We start from the raw sequence: 20,207 nt of genomic DNA, 5'->3' as shown, positions 1-20,207 counted from the left end.
GTGAATCGGCGCGGCCGACCACTGTTACTGTGGAACGGCTCTCACAGGGCCAGGAAGCAGGAACCGACGCGACGGCGGACGGGATCACTATCGTGCCGGTCCTCGACGGTCCGCCTAGTCCCTCGCCCGAACTTGCCGCAGTGTGTTGTCGCCCAATCGAATAGCCGACGAGGCAGCTACCGAGGTAGTCGGTCCAGGTCGCTGTAGAGCTTGGCCACAAGCAGATCTTTTCGGTCGGCGACGGGGTATTCAACAGTTCGGGTCCTTCGACCGAAAGTTGCTCTGACCGGTTGCTGGAACCAGTGGTCGATGCGGGTCGCGGCAATCGGAGGTGACTGTTCGCCGTCTACCAGTAGCGCCAAGAATGGCGAGAACGTCAATATCCAGCAGCTGGCCGAGCTGGCATGTACCTGGTCCAGGTGGATTTTCACCGTCTTGGCTGCGCTGGTCAGGTATGCGGTCCCGACGTTGGCCAGAGCGATGTGCAGGGTGAGAGGCGCGATCGAGGCCGGCCCGTCGGCGAAATAGGCTGCCTGCAGCTGTGGATGGTCATCGAGCAATCGACGGCCGTTCTGCACGGCGAGGAATCCGCCGAGGACCTGGCGAGCGATGCGGCCAGGGTGCAGGTTGGTCATCTTCTTCGGGTCGACGCCTTTGCCATGTTCCATCGACACCGAGAATGTCTCGTCGTGGGACAGGGTCCAGAAGTCGTTGCGATCAGCACCGGTGATCTGCTGGTAGTGCGCCGCGTAACTTCGTACATAGCCGACGACGTCGTGATGCCACGCTGTGTACGCCTGCGGTAGACCCCGATTGCTCGCGCCGTTGTTGCAGTCACCGCACAGGGTCGCCAACGCGTGGCCGTGTGTGAACTCGTGCAGGGCCGTGAACTCTGCACCGTACTCCTGGTACAGCGTGAATTCCGAGCTGTTCCCGGTCGCTCGAGCCGGAAGATGCTCGAGGGTCATCGCCTTGTGTTCACCACAGTGACGGCACCAGTCGATACTCATCGTGCCATCGTTGCTCCGCACGAACCCGACGCGCAACAGACTATTTCGGGGCAACTGAGACGACGCAGTAGATCAAAGACGAACTGACCGGCACGTCGAATGAGGAACGTGCATCGGGCTGGGAACGTGACCCCTCAGGCAGTGCGAAAGTGCCCACTCCCGCCGCTACGGCCTCAACGGCTTGGACCCTGAGGTCGGTCGCACCGCCATGACGTGTGAGCTCGTCACAACGACAGTCGATGTCGGCTATCGTTTCGCGACGCTGAGCGTGCCAGTGGTGTTAGCTTTCCGGTGGCTACGGCGAAACTGTTCGAGACCGCAGTGGTCGAGGGGCTAGAGCACCGCATCGGCGGAGATGCTCGTCGGCGTGGGGTGCGCGAGATCGGAGTGAGTCATGTGGGCTGACAATGAGGCCGATGTCGATCTGCTGGGGTTCGATTTCCTGGTCGATACGTTGTTCGTCGCGGTCACCGAGTCACGGCTGTTGCCATTGACGATCGGGTTGCTCGGTGATTGGGGTTCGGGCAAGAGCTCGTTGATGGCGTTGACCTGCGCGGAACTCCGCGCCGAAGGCGGTCCCGAACAGGCCTCGCCGTATCTGTGTGTGCAGTTCAGTCCGTGGCAGTACGAGGACTACGACGACGTCAAGGTCGCGCTGATGAACGCCATCCTCGACGCCATCGACGAACGTGTCGGCGATGACGCGCAAGCGCACGAGCAGGTCCAGCAACTTCGCAAACGCCTGCCCCGCCTGCGGCGTTACGGGCGCAAGGCCGCGCGCACGATACTGGGTGCCGCGCCGCAATGGGCGCCGTTGGCCGCCCAAGCACTCGACTCGAACATGGATCCGGCGTTGGCGGGCGTCATCGGGGATACGTTGAGCGCAGGCGCGCGGGCGGGGGCTGAACGGTTGGCCGACCCGGTGGAACCGGCGGTCGAGGAGCCGGTCGCTCGGGAGCGGGTCACCGATGTGGGGTCCTTCCGTGCGGACTTCGCGCACCTGGTGACCGAACTGACGGATGTGAAGGCAGTGGTGGTGTTCATCGATGACCTGGATCGGTGTCTGCCCGACACCGTCGTCGATACCTTCGAGGCGATCAGGTTGTTCGTCAACACCGAGAAGACGGCGTTCGTGATCGCTGCCAACGAAGAAATCGTGCAATCGGCGATCGACTCACGCTATCCGGAGTTGGTGATCGAAGGCACCGGGCTGGGCGCGAAATACCTCGAGAAGATGCTCCAGTTGCGAGTCAGCGTCCCACAACTGTCCCCGCCCGAAGCCGACACCTACATGAATCTGCTGCTGGCGCAACTTCATCTGGAACCCGAACAGTTCGCCAAAGTCATCGACAAGACCCGCGCGATCCGCGCCGAAGGCAACCTCCATGTCGCGTTCAACCTCGGAATCTGCAACGAGGTCGTCGACGACGTCCCGCCGGCATTGGTCAACGACTTAGCCTGGGCGGCAAGTGTTTCCGAGATCCTCGGTGGTGGACTGCGAGGCAACCCTCGCCAGCTCAAGCGGTTCCTCAACGACCTGATGCTCAAACATCGCAGCGCCGTACGCCGCGGCATCACACTTCAGCGTCCGGTACTGGCCAAACTGATGGCACTGGAAGCCCAGTACCTGACCGATTTCCAGAAGTTGTTCGGCTGGCAGGTCCAGGCACAGGGACCGATCCCCGAACTCGCGATCGCCGAGGTCGCCGCCGCGAGCGAGCCCGCCGCAGCGGCCGCCGAACCCGGTAGCGCCTCGGGCTCCAGGGTCGGCGACGAACAGCCTCCCCGTGCGCGCCGCACCCGAACGTCCTCGCAGGGCCAGCCCGAAAGCGCTGCACCACAGGCCGGTAGCGACGAGGCACCGCCCGCTGGCGGCGAGGAGTTGCACGCCTGGATGAACAAACCGCACGTGCGGGCATGGCTGCGTCTGGCGCCGAGTCTGGCCAGCACCGATCTTCGACCGTATTTCACCTACTCGCGTGACAAACTCAGCCTCGGTGTCGCGGTCGCCCGCCTGCCTCAACACCTGCAGGAATTGCTGACCAAGATCCAGGGCGACGTCGCTGCGCTGCGCCGCGATGCCTGCCAGCGGATCGCCGCGCTGCCCTCCGGCGAACGCGCCCAGTTGGTCGAGGCATTGCTGTACACGTTGGAACGCCAGCCCGGAGGCCCGGCGTTCGACGCGGTCCTCGAGATCGCCGGACACTGCCCCGATGTCGTGGCCACGATATGCGACAAACTGCTCACGCTGCCTGCCAGCGCTGTACCGCTGTCGAAGGTGCCTACCGCCGTCAATCGACTGCCCACCGACAACCCGAACGCGGTCGCGGTGCTGGAGTACTGGCAGAACAGCGGAATCCCCCGATTGAAGGCGGTGGTCACCGCCGCGCGGGATACGCCTCGCCAAAGAGGTCGGTAGTGGGAACCTCCGCCGACCGCACGGCGGGGCGGGGTGCTGCGTGGACACCTCTCAAACATGCTGCCTCCTCCTACGCACGTGCGGTGCGCGCCGGGGCGGACTCCGAGGCGCGGGCCGAAAGAGTGCTCGCCCGTCACGTTCCGGTGCTCGGTGGCGCCGCAACGGCCGCGGCGGCCGCGCGCGCGGGAACCATCGGGGTGCAGCGGCTGGGTTCTCTGCTGGCCGGGGTTGCGGGCGCGGGGTTCGCCGACACTCTCGCCGGGCTCGGGCTCTCGGGCCTGGTCGGTGGTACCCGATTCCACGTGCTCGATCAGCTGGTGACCTTCATCGCCGGTGACGGTGACGACTTCGATTCCCAAGCGGCGCGTGATGCCAGCTGCGAGGTGATGGAGCTGCTCTTCGCCGACGCCGACACCTTCGAGGAGATGGGTGAGGAATTCACCGCCGCGGTCTCGCGGGAGGGCGTGGTCGAGATGCTGGAACTGTTCCTGTCGCACTACATCTACAACAAGATCCCCGTCCTGGCCGAAAAGCTCGGCGCGCTCACCGACCCGAACGCGGTGGCACGCGCCGACGAACAGGTCCGCGAAATGATCAACGGATTCGTCGGTTTGAACCTGCCCGAAGACCCCTACACCATCGAATGGGCCGGTCCCCAAGGCCGTGACATCGCCGCGAACTGCTTCCAGACCGTCTACAACACCCTCGAGCATCTGATCGACGAGGCACCATGACCACCTTGCGGGTCCGTACCGATCCGACCGAACCGATCACCACCATCCCCGCCCGGGTCCGGCTGCTGGACTGGGCCCCCGGCCGACCGGCCGCCACGATCCAGGCCAGCGCGGACTTCTACCAGGGATGGCGGCCCACCCGCGCCGCCGCCGATCTGCTGGTCCTGGGCGCCGCAGTGTACTGCGCCGACAAGACCACCCGCAGAGCCATGGCACCGGACCTGTGGACCCGACAGCTCACCCTCGAGATACCGACCGCCGACCCCAGTCCATGGCAGCAGGCCGACCTGGCCGCGACTCTGGGATTCCTGACCGGTGACCACTGGACCCTCGAGCCCTACTGTCAACCCCGCCACCCGTTCACCGGCCTCGACCCGAACCCGGTACCTGAGGCCACCGTCGGGCTCGAGGCGGACGCGATCTGCCTGTTCTCCGGCGGCCTGGATTCCTTGTGCGGCGCGATCGATCTGCTCGAACACTCCCCTGACATGCGATTGTGTCTGCTGTCGCATCACGAGGGAGGCCAAGCCTCCACCGCGCAACACACCCTGCTCGACGCACTCACCAACACCTATGGATCCGACCGGATCGTGTCACGGCGACTGCACCTGCGACCGGCCCCCAAAGACCCTCGTCAAGCCCGGCCCCTGCCCCGCGCGCGGGAGAACACCACACGATCACGCTCGCTGCTGTTCTTGACCACCGCGCTGGCCATGGCCTCGGCTTGCGGCCCCGATACCCCGGTCTACATCCCGGAGAACGGGTTCATCGGGATCAACGTCCCGTTGACCCGTGCCCGAGTCGGCAGCGCCAGCACCCGCACCACCCACCCACACTTCCTGGCACGGCTCGCCGAAGCCGCCGAGGTTCTCGGGATCACCAATCCGATCCTCAATCCCTACCGGTACAAGACCAAAGGCGAGATCCTGGCCGACTCCGCGAACCCCACCCTGCTGCGACACCTGGCACCCGAAAGCGTGTCCTGCTCGCATCCCGAAGCCGCCCGCTACGTCGGGCGCCCCCAAGGCAATTGCGGATACTGCTTCCCCTGCCTGATCCGACGCGCTTCCCTCGCCCACGTCGGCTGGGACGACGACCCCTACGCCTGGGACGTGTTCGCCCCCGACGACCGCGACTACCTGATGACCCCGCGACGCCGCCGCGGAGCGGACCTGCGCGCGGTTCTCACCGGGGCGTTCGCCGAACGCCCCGATCACGACGTCCTGTCCAACGGCCCGATCCCCGAGGGAGAACACGAAGCGTTCCTCGGTGTCTGGCGCCGCGGACTCACCGAACTGCGTGCCTGGCTCTCCCATGGCACCGGGAAACGACCGCCCGCCACAGGGATCGGCAACAATGTCTGAGATGCCGGTGCAATGGTTACTCGACACACACTGCCACCTCGACGCCTACGACGATCCGCTCGCCGAACTCGACCGCGCCCACCACGCCGGAGTCCACGTCGTGGCCGTCACCGAAGACCCGGGACGCTACCGGATCCTGCGCACCCGCTTGGGCCGCCGCCCAGGCGTCGAAGTTGCCCTCGGATACCACCCGATGCGCGCCGCCGACCTCGGCCCCGCCGACCTACTGCGGTTCCTGCGTCTGCTCCCTCAAGCCAACTGGGTCGGCGAGATCGGACTCGACTTCAGCCGCCACGCGATAGCGAGCAAAACAGCGCAACTGCGTGCCTTCGAAGCCATCCTCGCCGAACCGCGCCTGCGCACCATACCGGTCACCGTCCACAGCCGCGGCGCCGAACGCGACACCATCACCAGACTCGCCCAAGCCCGGATCCCCGCCATCCTGCACTGGTACACCGGCCCACTCGGACCCATCGACGACGCCCTTGCCGCCGGAATGTACTTCTCGATCAACCCCGCGATGCTCGCCTCACGCAAAGCTGCGACACTGCTCCCGCGCCTGCCGCTCGACCGGATCCTACTCGAAACCGACGGCCCCTACACGCGCCTGCGTTCCCGCCCGACAACTCCTGCGGACATCGCGGCCACCATCGGTTCCCTCGCCGCAAAGTGGCAGGTCAGCGAACAATATGCCCACACCACGATCCGCGAGAACCAGCAACGCCTTCTGGGCGGTGTGAAGTCGGGCTGCCCCGACCACGACAATCAGTTCCACGGCCCGAATCCGTCGGGCTGATCATCACCAAACGAACCCGGTCGCAAACACCGCTGAACCCCAGCCCGCCCGCGATCCGGCCATGAAACCGGTGTGCCACCACGACCGAGGTCACGGTGTGGTGGTCGTGCCAGGGCGTGCCGAGAAATCGAGGCTTGTTCATCGAGAGGACCCTTGTTCGATCTGGGGAGTGTCTTGGATGCGAACGAACGCGCGGGTGATCGAATGCCCGAGGCTTCGGACCGCGCCCCGGCGGTTCCCCGGTGTCGTGAACGCCACCAGGTACTCCGATCGGCGGGCCAGGTCAGTTCGACAAGCGATTCCAGTGGCGGCGCATTACAACTCGGTGGTCGACAGTTCCCTCTCGCCCTCCACAGCGCTCAGGACCGCGCTCGGCGACCCGGGTATCCGGTCGGTGCGGCGCGGCCAGACGGCTTCCTCCTCGGCCCCGGTGCCGGGCACCCGGTGCAGAACCCGGCCTTCGACAGACACCACGGTGTGGTCCGGATCCACCGAATCTACGGCGCGTGCCGTTCAGAAGCACGGTAGTTCTACCCGAACCAGTTCCCGCTCACACCGTGTTCCACGGCCGGTGCCACCAAGAAACCGGTCCTTACGCATCCCCGGGAGAAATCGGATGTCCTGCCAGGGATCGCCCGGGCCGGGTCAGCCTGATACCGGGCCGGCGCGCGGCCAGATTCTGCTGCGCCCGTGAGCGGGTCGGGTGCTGACCCCTCGTGACAGCACCCGACCCGCTATCGGTCACGACACCGAGTACCAGCCGTGCCTGCCGACGTCGTGTGCGTAATCCCATGCTCCGCCGTCGCAGGTCCCGTTCCCGTAGGCGGGGCTGCCCACGGCCCATTCGACATCGACGGTGCTGCTGCCCGGAGCGTAGATCTGCATGGAGTAGGACCAGGTCGCCTTGTCCTTCTCCCACTGCGTCCAACTGCCGTAGGGCGATTGGACCCGCTTCCAGGTACACACGTTCGGGCCGGTCCATTGGATCCAGTTCGTCTGACATGTGCCGGAATAGAACATGTCGAAGCGACCACCGCTGGTGTAGTAGGTGTGGATCAGGCTCGCGCCGGAATTACAGCCGGTGCTGTAGGGATCGGTGTTGTTGTGGGCGGGACTGGCCTCCGCAGCGGGAGCGAGCCCCGCGATCGAGATCGCCGCCACCGCGGTTACCGCGAGTCCCAGCAGTCGCGACTTCGGGCGGCGGGTGGTGTGAGTGTTCATGTCAGATGCCTGCTTTCGGTGATCGTCCGGTGTGGACAATCGCCACTACAGCGGGTCATTTCCCCATCCAAAAGGGTGGTTGGACGGATTGGATGGATCCGCGACGTCGTGCCAGGGGTTGCCGGAGTCTCTCCCTCGGACACGCATCCGAACCGTGCCGCAATCCGGAGTTGCCCAAAGCCCGGCTCCTGCCCAAGCTGATCCGCGACCGCCCCGTGTACTTGAAGAACACCGCGAAATTGATACGAATCGCACCGAAGTACAGCAGCACCGTCAGCAGTGCCGCCACCACGTTCCCCAGCAGCAGACCGGTCAGCGGCCAGCGGCTTCCCTCGGCATTCTCCGCGTAGCCGACCATCAGCAACGCCGTCTCCACCCCTTTCGCGCCCCACCGCGAGAAATGCCAGCGCCGACACCGCGAGCGGGCCGCCCGCGACCTCCTTCGCCATCCCCGCCTTCAGATCCGTCGAGATCGAACGCGACGCGGTACGCATCCACAGCACCATCCAGGTGGCGATCACCACCGCGGCCAACGACGCGACCCCGAGATCAGCTCGGCCGCGACCCCGGTGACCGTCGAGGTGCCGAATCACACACCGGCGACGCCGCGACCAGCGCGATCGCCGTTCCCACCCCGGCCGCGACCTACTTCAGCGCACCGCGATCACCGGATTTGACCAGGATCATGACAACGATCCCGGTTTCGAGGCCATCACGCACACCGATCAGTCCGCTGCCGAACAACTGCGCGGCAACCGATGGCGCATCGGAGGCGAGTGCCCGTACGGCCACGTCCTGACGAACGATGCGCCATCAAGGCCCTACTCACCGTCTGACAGGGCAGCACCGCCCGCGCCCGAGGGGCCTGGAAACGGAAACATCCCCGAGACCGTCGGCGAGGGCCCAGCACATCGACCTGCTGAGTCAGACCGGTCGATGTCAAGTATCGATGCCGCCCTGTGGATTGCACGCCGCCATTTTGCTCGTTGGACTGCTCTACCGGCGGAACGCTCGAGCCAGCAGCGCGGACCGTAGTAGCCAGAGGTCGCTGGAGTCGAACAGGTCCAGGCCCGTCAGCTTCATCACGGCTCGCATCCGGTAGTCGACGGTGTTGGGGTGTATGTGCAGCAGTTTCGCTGTTCTGTTCCTTCGCAGGCCGGTGTCGAAATGGCAGGTGAGTGTTTGTCTCAGGTCCGGTCGGTCGTCGAGGGGGGCCAAGACGGCCTCGAGCGCGTCGCGGGCCGGGCCCGGGCGGGTCAATTGGTATTCCATGGCGAGGTCTTCCATTCGATACACCGCGGGGACGCGGCCCAAGCGGATCGCCATCGTGAGCAGTTCGTGTACGCGTCGGGCCGCACCGGGGATCTCGGCTGTCGCCGCGTGTTCGACGGTCGCGATGACCGGGGCATGAAGCAGATGCGACACCTGGCTCGACAGCTTGTCCAGATCTTCGCCGTCGAGTCCGCTGTCGGGGACGAGAATTGTTCCGGTGTCGACCCCCACCGTGGCCAGCAGGGTGAGCCCCAGTGCCGCGGAGAGATCGGTTTCTATCCGGAGCTTCCTCGTTCTGGTCACCACGGCACTGTCGAGGCCCGCGTAAATCTCGGGGTCGCTCGCGCCGCAGGAGAACGCGAAGACGAAATACCTTTCATACAGCTCGATTCCGTATTCGCGGGCGATGGCGTCGGCGGGTCGACCTGCCAGCAACGCGGCGGTGAGTTCGTTGGCCGAAGCGTCGTAGGCGCTGGTCAGTGCCCGGATCTCACGGACGAAGGCACGACCGATCAGCTCGGTGATTTCGCCGAGGATCTTCACCGTGCTGAGTCCGGCGCGGTCGGGGTCGGCGCCGTGGACGTAGCGGCACAGATCATCGACGACCACGCCCAGATCGGCTTCGAATCCTTCCACGACAGTGCGGATCAGGGAGTCGAGCGCGACTCCGTGTCGGGCCATCGCCGCCGTCGCCTCGCTGAGTCGACGCTGCGAGTGGGGGGCGTTCAGCACCCCGAACGTCACGGCGACCTGGTCCAGGCACGTTCGCACGAAATCGGATGTCCATTCCGACAGGTCGTCACCGCGGGCTGCTTGAACCGCCGCGACACATCCGGTGAGGTAGCTCGTCAGGGCCGGTGCCGAGGCGCCGATTCTGCGTAGCTGGATCTGTTCGAAGGACAGACTCCCGACATCTATTCCGCTGTAGGCAACCATGTCCGTCTCGTCTCGTGCCGACGCTGCGAAAAAGTGTGAGCGACCCACGGATCCGAATAATCCCGCAGCGTCGTCGTCGATCTCGGCGAACGTCGCTGCGGCCCTGGCGATCTCGGCGATATCGTGTACGCCGGGACGCCACGACGAGACGGTCCGCACGATACGCCGTCGACGGCCGTGCAATGCCTGTCGGTTGTCATTGCCCGCCGTCCCATTCGGAGGTGGGCAGCGCTCTCGACCTCGGGGGCAGCAGGTCTTGTAGAGCTACCGGGATCCGGGCCGGATCGAGTGGTGTTGGCGGCGAGCGTAATTCGTCGCACGGTATATAGGATCTCGTCGACGACGATCGGACCTGTTCGGCGCGCGCTCCGGTCCGGCGAGTGCGGGGACCGCAGTAGTGATGGCGGTGCTCAAAACCAGGTCCAGCGCCGAGCGGGCATCGAGCAGCGCGCGCGACGGAGACGATGCCGGTCAGGAGCGGCGCGAGATGTATCGCGAGCGTGCCCTCGACACCGCGATCTGCGCGGTGGTCGAACACGGTGCTCGCCGCTCTACCCTGTTCGGGCCAGAACGAGTCCGCACCTCGTGGTCCATCCACACTGCGCCGCCATCGTGGCCAGGTCAGGACAGCGGTTCCGTCACGTTCACGTGCGGCCGCGTAGCGTCCGTATCGATCTCGGCGCGGTTGGATCTGCGATTCGGATTCCATCCGACACTCCTCCTCACTTTCGTTCGCGGATTTCGGCGACGGCGCTCGGCGCCGATGCGGCGGTGTCGCCCTCGTCCGGAGGTAGCCCTTCGTACAATCGCAATTTTTCGGCCATCTCGATGAGTAGAGATTTAGATTCTTCCGACAGGTCGAACGCGGCACAGATCAAACGGCGCAATTGATATCCGTGCAATTCGGACACAATGGTCAAGTCGTTGTACACCCTCGCCGCGTAATCGTCATCGGTGAAGTATTCGGGTCCGACTTTGAAACAACGTGCCAAAGCTTCGATTGTCTGCCGGGACGGCTGGGTTCTGGTTCCCCTCCGCAATTGGGAAAGGTACGGGGAGGAAATCCGGCGTCCCTGTGCCGCCAACGCCGAAACAATCGCGACATTGGTCAGATGCGGCCTGCCGCGAGGATGCACTATTTCGAACAGCCTGTTCAGCTTCGTCGCGAAGTCGGTCGTCACGTACTCAGCGCTTTCCCGAGCGGCGTGCGCGTGCGGTGTTTCGGCGGGCGTCCTTCGCCTCCGGAGATGAGAGGGCAGGTGCTCCGCACCCCGCGACGAGAGGTCCGGGGTGAAGCTCGATCGCGCTCGTGTGGCTCTGGGCGTTCGCCTGCCATCCGCACGGAAGAGCGCAATCCACCTGTACTGTCGTGTGCACGACCCCGCTCCGCAACGTCCGGGCAATCGCCGAGGCGCGCGCGGTGTACCCGCAGTCGGGGCACTTGCCGAAGTAATTCAGGACATCGCGCACCCGTGTGTGTGTCACCGCGTCGTTGTCGATCCGGCATAAATCCGGGGCGGTCGAACTCGCCGACTTGCGGCTCTCGGTGTCACCGAGATACTGATCGCTGTCGACCCTCGACGGGATACTGCCCACCGCCGAGCAGTCTTCGTGAAAACTGTTGTCGCTGGTTTGCACTCGAATCTGCCTAATTCTGTCGTCGCACCCCTTGAGAGAAGGTTATTCTCGCTATTTGAGAATGTCAATCCGGCCACTCGCGATGCGGGAAAGCTGTCACGATGAAAGCAATTGATACTAGATATTTCCGTTATTATCGCGGGTTGCGGAGATGTGCTGAACAATCGGTCAGCAGGCAATGGCGTAAACGATCCAGCTATCGCGACGCGACAGCTTTCCTACTGCAACGGCATATTCGTTCGATGCGCCGACGAATCCGGTCCGCTGGGCGGATCGGTTCGCGCCTATGGGTGAATTACCGGGATTCGGCACCGCGGGTGATGCGCCGCCGGACCGGGTGCTCGCGCGGGGGCGTCGATGGTCTCATCGATGACGACCGCGCCCGCGGGTGTCGTCGGGATCCGCACCGGCCGTGATGGTGATCGGGCATCCGGGTGGGGGCGGGATCGCGACTGCGGACGGTGAAGGGTGGTGCCCGGTTTCGATGCCAGGGAACCCGGTGACTCAGCCCGTCGCGACCGAAAAGGCGTCGAGGGGTTGGCGATCACGGTCCCACGCGGTCTCGACCGTGGCTGCCGGTTCGATGGTGGGGCCACCGATGGATTTCAGTGCCTGTGCCTTGAATGCTCGCGCCGCGATGCTGATCCGGTGTGTGGTGGCGGTGACGGTGTCCGCCAGATCGGCGGGTGGGGCGTAGCCGAAGAACAGCGTCCGGGCCTGGTCCGGGCCACGAGTGTCGGCCTCGGGTAGCGCGCGAACATGTGCGTCGTCGGTGTACAACGTCGAACCGATGGCGACGGTCGTGACCGTGGCCTCGGTCGTGCGGATATCGTCGATCGCGTCGATGTCGAGGACGTGTGCGCCCAGGATCGCCAACGCCGGTTCGTCACCGCGGCTGCCCACGAGGACGGTCACGTCCCAGCCCGCGGAATTCTGGTCGAACAGCCAGCCGCCCAGGCCGTGCACCGCGGCCGAAGCGGTCGAGCTCAGAATCAGCGCGCGCTTTCGTTGCGGATAGCGTCGGGCCAGTTCCCGCCACTGCGCGACCGAGTAGTGGTCGATGCGGGCTCCGTGTTCCGCCGTCATCGTCGAAGCTCGTTCGGGCTCGTATCGTGGATCTTTCTATGTTGTGGTGCAAGTGTTTTCGCGCACCGAAGTGACGATCGTCGCCGTCGGTTCGTGGGCATGTCCGGTCGATGTCGCGTCCCGGCCGGCGGGTATCGGCCCGGTCGGTGTCGGCACGGAGCCGAGGTGAGAGGTGTCATGGAATTGCCGCCCTCGCCGGTGAGGGCCACCTTCCTGTGAGCGGATCGGCGATATCGTGGACGCAGACGTAGCGCACGTACGCAACCGCGATGATGCCGGTTGCCTACCGGGGAAAACTCTCCGGTTGGTATCGTAGTGTGCGTGACCTCACCCGCTCGTGTCAACCGTGGACCCAAGGCCGCGGCCGCCAACAGGGCCGCGATCATGGCCGCCGCACGTGTGGTCTTCGCCCAACACGGCTCCTCGGCGCCGATGTTGCTGATATCCAACACCGCGGGCGTCAGTTCCGGCGTGCTGTATCGCCACTTCCCCGACATCGAAAGTCTCACTCGCGCAGTCCTGGACGAGGACATCGCGGCCTTGGAAGAACTCGCAGCCGATCCCGACGGCACCCTGGAACGGGTGCTCGCCGCCTTCCTCGACCAACTGGTGGACTGCACGGCCTTCGTGGCGACGCTACGCCCGGACATCCGCGATCCCGCCCATTCCGCCCTGCGGCGTCGAGTCGAGGCGCTGTTGGCCGACAAACTCGCCGCCGACAGCAGTGGGATGTTCGACCCCGGTGTCACTGTCGACCAGGTGGTTCTGGCCATCGCCCTGGTCGCGTCCCTGCTGACCAAGACCGCCGAACCGGCACGGCGCGCTGTCGCGGACCGGGCATGGCGGTTACTGCTCGACGGCCTCCGTCACCCGCCCGTCGCGCCGGAATGAGCGAACACTTTTCGACGATTCCACAATGCGCGCGCTGTCGCGGCAGTCGGAGAACGTGACGCCTCGGTCCCCAGGTCGTGGGTGATGGCACGTGGAGGCCATGGTCGCGTTGTCGTGTCACGAGCCGATCGGCACTCTCCGGTTCGATCGCAGAACAGACTGTCCGGACGGTAACGGACTCGGATCGCCCGTGTAATACTCTGCCGCGCTGGGCATTCGAGCGATTCGGAGTGAGCTCCGGCGCGGTCCCCGGCAGTCATCGACGGGTTCGAGTGCTCGGACGAAGCACCGCGACCGGCAGGTCGGCGACCGTGGCTTCCGCCGCGAGACGCGACGGGTCCGGGGAAGGTGTCGCGAGGTCGCCGACCCATTCCCGGAAAGGTTCACCGATGAAGTTCAGCCATACCTCCACCCGCGACGCCTACGTTCGCGCCGACAGTCGGCTGGCCGAACACCTGTGTGGTCTGCGCCTGACCGATCTGACCGTCGAGCGAGCACGTGAATTGCGCAAGCTCCACAACGATCATCGCCCCGACGACTGTCGCGTGCATCTGGCCGCGGCCGCACGCCTGCTTTCCTGAACGCCGTGCTGTAGTGCCCAGTACCAACGGCGACCGGAATCGAGATCGGCACGCCGCGCGGGCGGTCCCGCGTACTCGTTCCATGGGGCGCACTTCGCCAATATGAAGTATTACCAAGCTGATTCGTCGTGCCGGACCCGCATGGTTGACACGGAAGGTCGGTGTCGAGCACACTACGGTGCGAACCGGAGAAAACTCCCCGGTTGGTGTCGCCGGGTGCGGTGGCGTGCGTGCGTTCGGCTCACCTCCGCCTCGATCGGGAGAGGAGAGCGAGTCGGATCGGACGAATTTCCGCACGAGAAACAATCGACACCCGCAACCGGGAGAACGCCGTCTCGGAGCAACCGCGACTCGACCACGACCACACATCCCCCCGAACTCATCCGGCCGGCCTCCGGGACCCCTCATCTGCCCCGCGGCCGTCCGGATGAGGCCCTGACAGCGTCGAATTCGAAAACCCTGCGTGCGAACAGTTCTCGGTTAGGCGAGGTGCGCGCCCGACCTCGGTCGAGCGGCGCGCCCACGAGATCGCCCCGCAGTACGCGGGCAACGACACCGCATCGCGTCATGAACTGCCCGCGACCACGGGGGCGTGCCCCTTCGACACCAGTGAGGATCCCGATATGGGCGAGAATATCGAGAACGGACCGAAGCGATCGACGCACCGCACCGCTTTCGCGCTGTCCGCTCTGCTCGCGGCGATGGGCGTCGGGCATTTCAGATCTCCGGCATTCTTCGACGCGATCATCCCGACCGGACTGCCGGGCAAGCCCCGCACCTACACCTATGTCTCCGGTGCGGCCGAAATCGGGATCGCGGTCCTACTGGCCCTGCCGAGAACCCGCGGTATCGGTGGAGGTCTGGCGGCGTTACTGTTCGTCGCGGTGTTCCCGGCCAATATCAAGATGACGGCCGATGCCCTGGCCGCCCCGCAATCCTCGACCCGCTGGAAAGTGCGGGCCCTCGCTCGCCTTCCACTGCAAATACCGTTGATCACCGGTGCCCTGTCGGTAAGCCGCGATGCCCGCCGATAGGCCAGCCGATAGGCCGCGTCTGCGTTGCTCGGTGGCCTGGGCACTCGTGCCCGAGCGCGCAGGGACCCGTGTCGACACCCTGCGCAAAGGAGCCCATCGGCCCATCTTCGGCGAGACCCCGATCATTCGGTCTCGCCTCGTTTCCAGAGTCGAGAGCAGCGCAAGGTGAGTGATCAGAATCTGCCCCCGTCGAACCCCATAATGTCGGGCTCGCCCACCGACCCGCGGCCGGGAATGCCGATATTCACGCCGGATTTCGCGGCAGATCCCCATCATTTCTATCGTGAGATGCGTCGAGCGTACGGCGCGGTGGCGCCGGTGGAATTGGCACCGGGAATCGCGGCGAGTTTGATCCTGACTCATCGTTGCGCGTTGCAGGTCCTCAACGACCCCGACAGTTTCCCGACCGATCCGCGGGTATGGGAAGAGTCCGTGGCCGCCGACTGCCCGGTCCTGCCGTTGCTGCGGTGGCGCCCCCTCGCAAGCAAGAACACCGGCCCCGACTTTCATCGCTACCGCCAAGCCGCCGTGGCCGGGCTCGCCCGAGTGGATCTGTCGGCGTTGCACCGAACCGTCGAATCCGCTGCGACCGAACTGATCGACGGCTTCATCGAGGACGGCGTGCCGAGTTGATCGGACAGTACCTGTTCCCGCTGATGTTCGAAATCATCAACCACCTGCTCGGCTGTCCGCCCGATATCGGCAGTCGGCTCGCCCGCGGAATCGCCGCTGTACTCGAGGGGAACGTCGAAGACGAACACGCCCGCACACTCGATCACACACTCAGGCAACTGGCGGCGTTCAAACGCATCCATCCCGGTGCCGATATCACCTCAGCTCTCATCGAGCACCCCGCACAGCTCGATAACGAGGAACTATCGCAGCACATTCTGCAGTTCTACGCCACCGGCATCGAATTCGAACTGAACCTGATCGCCAACGCGCTGTTACTGATCGTCACCGACCAGCAATTCGGTGACGAGGTCCTCGGTGGATCACTGACTTCACGAGACGCTATCGATGAAGTGCTCTTCAATGATCCACCGGTTGCCAACCTCATGACCTCGTTTCCCCGACGTCCGATCCTCATCGACAACGTGTGGCTGCCTGCTCACCAGCCGGTACTCATCAGTATCGCCGCCTGTAACAACGATCCGGCCGTACGCGCGGGCGAGATCACCGGAAACCGCTCGCACCTGGCATGGGGCACCGGGCCGCACGCGTGCCCCGCGACATCGATGGCTTACGAGATCGCGACCTGCACGATCGACCAACTCCTCGACGTGCTCCCCGAAATGCGCGCCGACTTCCCCGACTCGATACCGCGATGGAGACCCGGCCCCTTCCACCGAGCACTGACCGCGTTGCCGGTCGCCTTCTGAAAGATCCCGGCAGAGGACATCGGCCCTGCCGAACGTGGATCTCGGCGTGAGAGAATCTCGATTCGTGGCGCGGGGAGATCCGCGGTACGGGGTACCGTCCAGGCGCCCGATCCACGATCCGATCATCGGGTCGGCGCGCATGGTTTCCACCAGCGCGACGATCGAACCGGCCGCGAGCTGGGTGTCAGGGTTGGTCACCAGGGTCAAGGGCGCAGCCGTCGCCGCGGCGCCCCCGGTTGTTCGCCGCCGAGAGCCCGGCGTTGCGCGGGTTGCGGATCACCCGGCCGCCGAAGGTCTCCACCAGGTAGACACTGTCGTCGGTGGAGACGTTGTCCACCCTGACGACCGTCAAGGTCGCACTGCTGCACCGCGGCAGGCAACGTTTACAGCAGGGCGGGTAGATCCTCGGCGCTAGGTGACCAGGACCGCACTGACCGTCTTCTCCTCGCCGGGCATGCCGGCGAACCTACCAGACGAGCGCGTCGGCTGTGTGCACTGATACCCCACCGACCAGGCAGATTGTTCCACTGGAAGTCCCTCGGCCGCGTCCGAGCGCCCGACGCCGCCGGGCTTCCGGACGCGGCGGATCGTCGGCCGGGCGACGATTTGGATCGGTGTCACCGTCGGCGCGGTGCTGGCTCCCAGCGTCGCCGGCAGGACTGCATGAGTCGTTATCGCCACTCCTATGTACCCGCCGAACTGGCTCGTGCCGCCAGCCACATGGTGATCGCTTCCTCCGCCGCGGCGTGTACCTTCGTTCCATCGGCTGCAGCAGCATTCCGAAACTTTTCGGCGAGGGCCTCGTCTACGCTCACCGTCAGTGATTTGGCTTGTGCGGGTCGTGGGGCGGGCTTCGCGGCAAGGTAGTTCCACGGAAATTTCTCGACGATCTCTCGGAAGTGCGTGAAACGGAGCACTATCGGGTGACCTTCGCGAAACGGCGTCAGGACGGTGCAGCGCGCGGCTCCGTTTCCACGCGCCAGCCCTCTGCCGTGGGTGGTGTCATGACGCATCTTGCGGAGATCGGCGAAGTACTCGTGCTGGATGTCCCGAGGCTCACAGCCGTGCATGGCCGCCAGTCGGTGACGGTAGTCCTCGTCCCACAGGGCGTAGAACCACGCCACCCACATCCGACTCACCGCTTCGCTCTGAGGACTGTTCGCGCCGAACGCTTCGAGGAACTTGTCGGCCTCGATCGTGGTTGCAGAAGCTGGTGTGTCGATCCGGAATCCGTAGGGGTCGCACACATCGAATCGCACGGGTAGCGGTAAGACGATCTCGAATGAATCCTCTTCGAGGGTCCCGTTGGATCGCTGTCGCCACGCCGTTGCCTGTGAAGGCGACTTCGTCATTTCTTCGATGGCGTCGAGGAAACTCCATCCCCCTCGGGGGGCCATACGAATGACCGCGATCGACAGCAGCAGGTCGTCGTTGAGGGCCGTCAGCAACTGGACTACCTCGGGCCGAGTGGAGGGTGGAAACGTCGGCATCCCAACAGTATTCACCTGCCCCGGGTCGATGCCTCGGCCGCCGTGGGACTTGTGCACAAGTCCGCACACAATATGTTCGGCTACGAACGTCGGGCCGGGGTATGGGAGAGATCGTTCAGCTTGCTGCGGGGCTGAGCGATTTGATCGCCGACCTGACCTCGTAAACAGCATATCCGCAGATCAGCTATGCCGCAGCCCACCGGCTCCGCGACTGCTGCCGCAACACCTCCCCGGCTAGATGGCGACCAAATGGAAGGCACTCCAGCGCGCGTACTGCAAGACTGTCGCTGTGGTGGCAAACGACTTCGATGACGACTGGGAACTGCCCCCGGAGCCGGTGAAGGATCCCAGCGAACAACTGGCAGAAGCGCACGAGCTGATCGACATGCTTCTCGGCACCCTGATCGATGCGGCCAACCCGGCGGACATGAAGTCTCGTGGCAACTCTGCGGAGTATGCGCGCAACAACCAGAAGCTGAACAAAATCCTGACGCCCCTGAAGATCTCGCCACCCTTCCCATGGTCCACTCTGGGGGAGGCGGTATCGGCGGCGAAGGCGCGTCACAGCGGACGCGGGTCACACGCCCCGCGTCGACTGTTCTTCCTCGAGCGGGCCGACCGTGCGAAGCAGGCACTGGACGCGCGGCTCTCCGATGAATCCGCTGGGGACGTGTCCGCCGCGATTGCCGATTTCGGTGACGCGGCTGGTGGCCTGGTCGCTGATCCGGCAGCGATCCGAGGTGAGCTGGCACGGATGGAAGCCAGCCTGCGCGGTGACCCCGGAGCCGCGATCGGCAAGGCGAAGAACCTGATCGAAGCCACGGCGAAGGCTGTGTTGACCGAACATGGTGTCCCGTTCGATCCGACGATCGACTTCAACTCCGTGGTCAACACGTCGATGAAGGTCCTACGTATCGACGCGGCATCATTGACCGGCTACGAGCGCGAAGCCATGCAGAGGTTGACCGGACTGGCGTTCGCCTTGCGCAACTTGCGCAACGAAGCAGGCGACGGCCACGGTCCTGAACGACCACCGGAGGGTCTGGCCTTGCGCCACGGACGCCTGGCCGTGCGAGCCGCCATCGCATGGTCGGCATTCATGCTGGACACCCTGCACGATCGTAGTGCTGCTCCGGGCGCTTGACTGCCCTATTGACCAGCCTGTGACACATCGCCGGGCCGTACCGTCCACGTCCTTCGAACGGGCTTACCTGGGGACGGAGACTGCGATGCCGACAGAACGCCGCAGCAGCGATGACGGGACAGGGGATACGCAGCATCGGAACTTTGCCGCCACCGTCGGCTACTACACCCTCGGCGACGCGAGACTCACTCCCGCCACCGCCCCCGACGTTCCCGACACAACCTGCTGGTCAGCGGCGAGCACCGCCACCAGCCGCTGGTTCTGCGTCCTGGTCCGCGGACGCTATGTCGCTGAGATCTGGGAGAAAACCCAACAGGAAGCCTTCGACATCGCCCGCACCCAGCATCGCGAGCTCGAAGGCGCACGCCGAGTTCGTTCCCGTCTGCTCCCCTCCCGAGCAGATACTTCGCGTACAAACCGACCCACAAACCGCAGCCCGTCGGTCAACATGCCTGTTCGACTAGCGCGCGCACGCTTTGCGCTCTTGGGATGTGTTCGGGCAAGTGAGTGCCAGATGACCGGTGTCGCGCAAGCACTTCTTCAGCCCCATGTTGTTCGCCGCGGCCTATCCGCGCCTCTCAAGTTTCGGGATTGCGCACCGCTCTGCCTGAGGCATGCTGCGCTCCAGAGGTGTACCGACAGCCGGATGTATGGACATCGTCGTTGAGTGAGTCCGCTCGACCACGGTATCGCCGCCTGCGGCGGCTGTCGATTGAGTGCTGTGCTTCATTGCGGCGCAAATTGCGTCGGCCGCCGTGTGGGTTTGAGCGTCCGGCGCAGCTCTTCGTGGCGGAACTGGTAGACGGGACCGGACTGGCCCAGTACTCCTCGCTGATGCGCCGCGTCCAGGAAGCCGAGGATGTCCGGGGTGACTCGGCCGAGCAGGTACAGGCGCGTCACCAGGACCCATCGTCCCCATGCGTTGTTACCCAACCCCATCGCTGTTCCGATCAATGCGGAGATCGCTGTACCGCCGAAGCCGATGAGCGGATACAGGATCACGAAGTAGGCAACCGAACTCATGCCGGAGAAGTACAGCGAGAACCATCTGCTTCGCGCGATCATGTCCGCTGCCGTGGAGACGGTTTCGTTGCTGATCTGAACCCTGGGAGCTGAAGCGAGTCCGAGCGCAAGTCCAGCGACGGAACCGATCACCAACCATCCCCACAACGGTCCGATCGGCGCTGTCCTGCAAGCGGCGACGACGCC

Annotated in this window: 19 protein-coding genes and 1 pseudogene; 10 read left to right on the top strand and 10 right to left on the bottom strand. The window is 64.9% G+C overall.

The window, feature by feature from the left end:
- Positions 1-176: 176 nt before the first annotated feature.
- On the bottom strand, positions 177-1,010 hold the full coding sequence (locus JZ792_RS25445) for a hypothetical protein (protein ID WP_216914146.1): 834 nt from the start codon (positions 1,008-1,010) through the stop codon (positions 177-179).
- Positions 1,011-1,404: 394 nt separating this feature from the next.
- Here JZ792_RS25445 and JZ792_RS25440 point away from each other — a divergent pair, with 394 nt between their 5' ends.
- From JZ792_RS25440 to JZ792_RS25425, 4 genes are all read left to right on the top strand, one after another.
- Entirely contained in the window at positions 1,405-3,429 is a 2,025-nt protein-coding gene (locus tag JZ792_RS25440) for a KAP family P-loop NTPase fold protein (protein ID WP_216914144.1), read from the top strand.
- 83 nt (positions 3,430-3,512) lie between these two features.
- Positions 3,513-4,163, top strand: coding sequence for a Qat anti-phage system associated protein QatB (locus JZ792_RS25435; RefSeq protein ID WP_216914142.1), 651 nt, complete (start codon positions 3,513-3,515; stop codon positions 4,161-4,163).
- The gene (qatC, locus tag JZ792_RS25430; protein ID WP_216914140.1) at positions 4,160-5,527 is read left to right on the top strand and encodes a Qat anti-phage system QueC-like protein QatC; all 1,368 of its coding nucleotides are present in this window, start codon (positions 4,160-4,162) and stop codon (positions 5,525-5,527) included. The genes JZ792_RS25435 and qatC overlap by 4 nt, the downstream gene beginning before the upstream one ends.
- Positions 5,520-6,323 (top strand): TatD family hydrolase, encoded by an 804-nt coding sequence (locus JZ792_RS25425; protein ID WP_216914138.1) that lies wholly within the window; start codon positions 5,520-5,522, stop codon positions 6,321-6,323. The genes qatC and JZ792_RS25425 overlap by 8 nt, the downstream gene beginning before the upstream one ends.
- A gap of 315 nt (positions 6,324-6,638) precedes the next feature.
- On the opposite strand, the gene JZ792_RS25420 is transcribed toward JZ792_RS25425, so the two are convergent.
- The 6 genes and pseudogenes from JZ792_RS25420 to JZ792_RS25395 form a co-directional block, all read right to left on the bottom strand.
- Positions 6,639-6,794, bottom strand: a complete 156-nt coding sequence (locus JZ792_RS25420; RefSeq protein ID WP_216914136.1) for a hypothetical protein — start codon at positions 6,792-6,794, stop codon at positions 6,639-6,641.
- A gap of 270 nt (positions 6,795-7,064) precedes the next feature.
- On the bottom strand, positions 7,065-7,544 hold the full coding sequence (locus JZ792_RS25415) for a hypothetical protein (RefSeq protein WP_216914134.1): 480 nt from the start codon (positions 7,542-7,544) through the stop codon (positions 7,065-7,067).
- Positions 7,545-7,755: 211 nt separating this feature from the next.
- A pseudogene (locus tag JZ792_RS25410) lies at positions 7,756-8,336 on the bottom strand (FTR1 family iron permease); the annotation flags it as partial.
- Positions 8,337-8,540: 204 nt separating this feature from the next.
- Positions 8,541-9,752 carry a PucR family transcriptional regulator gene (locus tag JZ792_RS25405; protein WP_216914132.1) on the bottom strand — a complete coding sequence of 404 codons (1,212 nt, stop codon included), beginning with the start codon at positions 9,750-9,752 and terminating at the stop codon, positions 8,541-8,543.
- Positions 9,753-10,474: 722 nt separating this feature from the next.
- Complete coding sequence (locus tag JZ792_RS25400) at positions 10,475-10,933, bottom strand: transcriptional regulator (protein ID WP_216914130.1); 459 nt, start codon at positions 10,931-10,933, stop codon at positions 10,475-10,477.
- A 961-nt stretch (positions 10,934-11,894) separates the two neighbouring features.
- On the bottom strand, positions 11,895-12,476 hold the full coding sequence (locus JZ792_RS25395; RefSeq protein ID WP_216914128.1) for a hypothetical protein: 582 nt from the start codon (positions 12,474-12,476) through the stop codon (positions 11,895-11,897).
- 321 nt (positions 12,477-12,797) lie between these two features.
- On the opposite strand from JZ792_RS25395, the gene JZ792_RS25390 reads away from it, so the two are divergent.
- The 5 genes from JZ792_RS25390 (at position 12,798) to JZ792_RS25375 (ending at position 16,364) form a co-directional block, all read left to right on the top strand.
- Complete coding sequence (locus JZ792_RS25390; protein WP_216914126.1) at positions 12,798-13,367, top strand: TetR family transcriptional regulator; 570 nt, start codon at positions 12,798-12,800, stop codon at positions 13,365-13,367.
- 389 nt (positions 13,368-13,756) lie between these two features.
- On the top strand, positions 13,757-13,948 hold the full coding sequence (locus tag JZ792_RS25385) for a hypothetical protein (RefSeq protein WP_216914124.1): 192 nt from the start codon (positions 13,757-13,759) through the stop codon (positions 13,946-13,948).
- A gap of 623 nt (positions 13,949-14,571) precedes the next feature.
- Positions 14,572-14,982 (top strand): DoxX family protein, encoded by a 411-nt coding sequence (locus JZ792_RS25380; protein WP_216914122.1) that lies wholly within the window; start codon positions 14,572-14,574, stop codon positions 14,980-14,982.
- Between the two features lie 288 nt (positions 14,983-15,270).
- Entirely contained in the window at positions 15,271-15,615 is a 345-nt protein-coding gene (locus JZ792_RS43040) for a cytochrome P450 family protein (protein WP_308165453.1), read from the top strand.
- A complete protein-coding gene (locus JZ792_RS25375; RefSeq protein WP_308165452.1) occupies positions 15,612-16,364 on the top strand; it encodes a cytochrome P450 family protein in 753 nt (250 codons plus the stop codon). Before JZ792_RS43040 ends, JZ792_RS25375 begins: the two co-directional genes overlap by 4 nt.
- Positions 16,365-16,548: 184 nt before the next feature.
- On the opposite strand, the gene JZ792_RS25370 is transcribed toward JZ792_RS25375, so the two are convergent.
- Both JZ792_RS25370 and JZ792_RS25365 read right to left on the bottom strand, forming a co-directional pair.
- Entirely contained in the window at positions 16,549-16,716 is a 168-nt protein-coding gene (locus JZ792_RS25370) for a glycosyltransferase family 2 protein (protein ID WP_438804382.1), read from the bottom strand.
- Between the two features lie 331 nt (positions 16,717-17,047).
- Entirely contained in the window at positions 17,048-17,812 is a 765-nt protein-coding gene (locus tag JZ792_RS25365) for a hypothetical protein (RefSeq protein WP_216914117.1), read from the bottom strand.
- Between the two features lie 334 nt (positions 17,813-18,146).
- On the opposite strand from JZ792_RS25365, the gene JZ792_RS43035 reads away from it, so the two are divergent.
- Entirely contained in the window at positions 18,147-18,998 is an 852-nt protein-coding gene (locus JZ792_RS43035; protein ID WP_216914115.1) for an abortive infection family protein, read from the top strand.
- A 726-nt stretch (positions 18,999-19,724) separates the two neighbouring features.
- On the opposite strand, the gene JZ792_RS25355 is transcribed toward JZ792_RS43035, so the two are convergent.
- Positions 19,725-20,207 (bottom strand): hypothetical protein (locus JZ792_RS25355; protein WP_216914113.1); only part of this gene is annotated, 483 nt, incomplete at its 5' end.

The organism is Nocardia noduli (genome assembly GCF_019038455.1).
GTDB classification, from domain to species: Bacteria; Actinomycetota; Actinomycetes; order Mycobacteriales; family Mycobacteriaceae; genus Nocardia; species Nocardia noduli.
Note: the sequence above shows the minus strand (reverse complement) of the source record. Positions and strands in the feature narration are given on the sequence as shown.